This is a genomic window from Shimazuella sp. NTD247 (assembly GCF_059510415.1).
In genome coordinates, this window is sequence record NZ_JCAJZU010000018.1 from 1 (window position 1) to 4,242 (window position 4,242).

General features: G+C 36.2%; 6 protein-coding genes. 4 read left to right on the forward strand and 2 right to left on the reverse strand.

Annotated features, from left to right (window positions below; all coding sequences use genetic code 11):
• Window positions 1–297 (forward strand): hypothetical protein (locus tag AC5WOC_RS21065; RefSeq protein WP_496057395.1); only part of this gene is annotated, 297 nt, incomplete at its 5' end.
• Between the two features lie 249 nt (window positions 298–546).
• Here AC5WOC_RS21065 and AC5WOC_RS21070 read toward each other — a convergent pair.
• A complete protein-coding gene (locus AC5WOC_RS21070) occupies window positions 547–1,143 on the reverse strand; it encodes a TetR/AcrR family transcriptional regulator (protein ID WP_496057396.1) in 597 nt (198 codons plus the stop codon).
• A 72-nt stretch (window positions 1,144–1,215) separates the two neighbouring features.
• A complete protein-coding gene (locus tag AC5WOC_RS21075) occupies window positions 1,216–2,250 on the reverse strand; it encodes an NAD-dependent epimerase/dehydratase family protein (protein ID WP_496057397.1) in 1,035 nt (344 codons plus the stop codon).
• A gap of 519 nt (window positions 2,251–2,769) precedes the next feature.
• On the opposite strand from AC5WOC_RS21075, the gene AC5WOC_RS21080 reads away from it, so the two are divergent.
• From AC5WOC_RS21080 to AC5WOC_RS21090, 3 genes are all read left to right on the forward strand, one after another.
• Window positions 2,770–3,246, forward strand: a complete 477-nt coding sequence (locus AC5WOC_RS21080; RefSeq protein ID WP_496057398.1) for a DUF2690 domain-containing protein — start codon at window positions 2,770–2,772, stop codon at window positions 3,244–3,246.
• 237 nt (window positions 3,247–3,483) lie between these two features.
• On the forward strand, window positions 3,484–3,726 hold the full coding sequence (locus AC5WOC_RS21085; RefSeq protein ID WP_496057399.1) for a hypothetical protein: 243 nt from the start codon (window positions 3,484–3,486) through the stop codon (window positions 3,724–3,726).
• Window positions 3,727–3,882: 156 nt separating this feature from the next.
• Window positions 3,883–4,191 (forward strand): hypothetical protein, encoded by a 309-nt coding sequence (locus tag AC5WOC_RS21090; protein ID WP_496057400.1) that lies wholly within the window; start codon window positions 3,883–3,885, stop codon window positions 4,189–4,191.
• The last annotated feature ends 51 nt before the right edge of the window (window positions 4,192–4,242 follow it).

Below are 4,242 nucleotides of genomic sequence, written 5' to 3' on the forward strand. Positions count from 1 at the left end.
CTAGGAAGGGTTTTTTCTTATTGCTTTATCAGTATCACTGCTGTGAGTTTTTATCCATGTTATGATTTATCTACAAGCCGCCAAAAGGAGGAGCACAATTACTTCGACAGTAAACGTAATCATTTTTACTTTTTCCAACATGACCTGAAGGTAAAGGGGGAAATCTACTGCGGTTTGCCGGCTTACGCCTTCGATACTCTGCTGTTGATCCCAGAAGAAGGAGTTGTGGAGCGATCGGACGGACCTTCAACAACCATCGAACGAGTCTCTTGTCCTTTCAGCTACCAGTGCGGTTGAGCTGTCTCCCTCAGGGGGGCAGCTCCTCGAAATTTGTAGCATACAATTTTTTTTACATTACCAATGACGAAATTACTGAAATTAATAATAATAGATTTTTCTTATTCCATACCCATATAAACTGGACGATAAATGAAAGAGCTGTATCCTTTTAAGAAAATACAGCTCCTTCATTATTTTCTTTGTAAATCAACAGTGATAGGTAAGTTTGCATGTCTGATTTCATATCCAATTAAGATTTACTAACATTTAAGGTCTGCCCGTGAGCATGCGGATCAGGACATTTGGATCTGGTTTGATAAATTCTTCATCATTATTTAAATTTAGTGCCATCAGTCCAGATTGTACGGTGAGAAAAGAAGTCACGATTTTATTAGGGTCACCGGGTGCGAACTCACCAAGTTCTTGTCCTTCTTTAAATAGTGGTACTAATTTATCAAAAAGTTCAGTGCCAAGGAAGTGTTCTTTGGCGATTGTTTTTAATTTATCAGGTACTTCTTCCGATAAAAGAACTTGGTGGATCAGCAGAAAATAGTATTGCTCTTCTTCTTTAAAATCCAGCATATTTTTAAACTTTTCCAAGGGAGTTCCAGGTGAATGTTTTATTTCTTGAATTCCACTTTCTAATTCATGTATTACTTTATGAATGAGAGTTTCTAGAAATTCATCTTTCGATTTGTAGTAATGGTAAAGAAGTCCTTTACTAATACCTGCTTCGGAAGCAATTGTGGATAACTTTGTGCCAATGTATCCTTTACGGGCAAAGATTTTCAGCCCGACTCGAAGTATCTGTTCAATTCGATTATCGCGGATTTGTTTAAACTGTTCTTCACTTAATGGAGACATCACATGCATTCCTTTGTTTAAATTTATCAGTATTATTATAAGGAAAGAAACGCATCAATACAAAAGAGACTTTTATTTCTTACTTTCTAAGGCGTTCTTAGCGAGTAGATCTTCTACTGTTTCCTTAATGATTTGATCGAAGTTTGTATGTTGATAATCGTACACATCTGGATAGATGGATTCTCTTCGAATCGTTTTCCCAGTCAACGGATAAGCAGAAGCAGCATTTTTATTGAAAAACTTGCCCATCCACATCATATATTTTGGCATTATTTTAGTCGGTGGAGTAAATCCAAGATGGGAAAAGTGACGGTGAATCGCTTTAGGTAAATCTACAAACTCTCCTCTGGCTGCTATGCTGATATGCCGATTTCCATTCGTTTCTTCTTTGTCCATGATCGCAATATGCATACGAGCACAGTCGCGAACATCTACTACATCTGCTGACATATCTGGTTGCATGGGCTGTTTGCCTTCGGCAATATCTTTTATCATTTCTTGGGTGAAAGATACAGTTGGCAGACAAGAAGGTCCAAAGATGAAAACCGGATTAATCGTAGATAGTTTCACATGATTGGGATTTAACTGTTTGTCTTGAGCCATATCCCAAGCGAGTTTTTCTGCAAGTGTTTTACTGCGAAAATATTCACTTATATTTTTTGGATTTGTCCAATCGTTCTCGGTAAAGAGAGTCTTGGTTGCAGGGTGTCCAAAAATAATTGCGGATTCAGAGCTAGTGACTACTACTTTTTTTACGGTATTGGATAGAAAAGAAGCTTGTAAAGCGTATTTGGTTCCTTGTGTTGCACTTTCAATCAAGTTTTTTTCTGTCTTTTTTGCCTGTGGACTAGCCACATGGAAGACCCATTTGCAGCCTGCAACAGCTTCATTCCAGCCTTCCTCTTTTCGTAAATCTGCATCTACCAGTTCAATTCCTGGTAAGTTTTCTTTTATCATGTTCACTTTTTTCTCATCTTTTGTATTGCGAATGGTGCCTCTTACATGAAATCCATCCTGCAATAAATACTTTCCAATCCAAGATGCTACATATCCTGTTATTCCTGTTACTAAGCATAAGTCGCCTTTTTCCATATTTTTGTATTCCATTGTAATCATCCTCTACATTTTTTTGACCGGTTCGACCGTTCAATAAAAATATATCGTGCTTTTTATTTTCTGTCAACTAATTTTATTCATAGAGTGAATAAATAAATTGATTGATGATGAAATTGCTTGATTTACTCAACTAAAACACAAATCTCGCTTATTCATTGATATACCAAGTAGAGTTATTTTCTGCGTCTGTAACAGAGTAATTTAAAAAATGATTCCCAAGGTACACATGTGTTTTAACTACTGGTGTAATAAGTTCTAAAGAAATAGAATGTGGTCTAATCAGTATATTTTTATGAAAAATTTTTTATTATTCCAGATTCGTTGGGGCAGTAATATTCTAATATCGCTTACTAAGAATGATTCTTTGAATTCATTTCTCAGGAAGTAAATGATATATTTATGAAGTTTTAATGATAAATTAATATTTATTCTCTTTGTTGCATTTATAATTTATATAATCCTATTTGAAATTTCAATAAATCAAATAGGTAAATCAGGAGGTGTAGAGAAGTGAAGAAAGTAAAATTTGCCGGATTAACTTTTCTGTTTGTGCTTTCTATTTTCGCCTCTGGGTTAGTATGGGACTTTTCTAAGGCATACGCATTAGATTATCCTAGTGATACTGATCCATATAAAACTGGCTGTGCGTACAATCAGCCAATCACTTATGCGACAAAGTATATCGTTAAAAGCGGGAAAACGATTGGATATGTTCAGCTTAAAGGAAGTGCAGGATGTCACACTGCTTGGGCCTATATCAAACTTTATAGTCCAGCGCCAAGCAATCGCTATGCGGATGTATATATTCAACGAAGTGATGGAGCATTACGCGGTTGTGAGAACTTTGGAGGTAACGGAGAAGTAAACACAGGACAAACTTCCTGTTATACACCGCAACTTTGGGATAAAAGCCCTTATTCTGCATATGCTCATGGGTTTGTAGATCAGTTAGGAAATACAGTAAGTGCAAAAACAGGTTCCTATTAAGTAGAGAAAAACTCATTTTTAAAATCGTACGTATGATGGAGTTTCTAAAAATAGCAATAATGAAAAATAGATATTCATTTCAAATTTAGGAACAAAGTGACTCCCTTTCTGATAAGAGGGGGTTTTTTATGTTTTTCGAGAGCTGATTTGAATGTTTTTATTACAGGAGATTTTTACAATTTAAAAAATAGATTATAATAAACTAGTAAGAAATAGGTTCCACGATAGGGAGAAAAAATGCCCCCTTTCCGATCAGAAGTTTATACGGATGTCCAAGTAAAACATCTTCCTCCAGGAAAGTATAAAGTAGAAAAAAATACGGATCCTCTCTATGAGGTGATCACAATTAATGGGATACAGCGGATCACCATTCATCCTGACCATGTACTTCTAAATGATGCAAACGGGAAGTTTGTGACGATGCTAGAAAAAGGACAAGCTCAACTGAATGATGTTGGGGTAATTGTTCAGACATTCTAAAAAAGAAAATGTCTAGACACAAAGGAATTTGTGTCTAGACACCAAATGCAAATTATAGTAAACATTTGATATATATTTTGTTAAGTCAATTAATTGTTCGAGATTTTTATGTTATAGTTATTTACAAAATAGAAACCACCAGATATTGGAGGAAGAATGTCTTCCACTTCAGTAGAATTGCGAATCAAAAAAGTCTCCAATAACAAAATCGATCCTATCATGGGTCAAGGGATGTTTGAAGTGTCCCTCCTTCATCGAGGAAAGGTAGAGCGTGTTCTGCGAATCGAAGGAGATCGAAAATCGCAGTATGTTTTTCGACGTACCAGTAAAAATAGAGGTGCAATCTATAGCTCCCGTGGTGATGCCTACTACTTCGACACTCTTACGCTAAAGCCCGAACTTGGGATAGTCGAACGGAAAGACGGTCCTTTCGACACTCATGATGCTTATCTACTGGCGTTCTGATGCTAAGAGCTGCATCCGTTTACGGATGCAGCTCCATGATTATAATCTTGC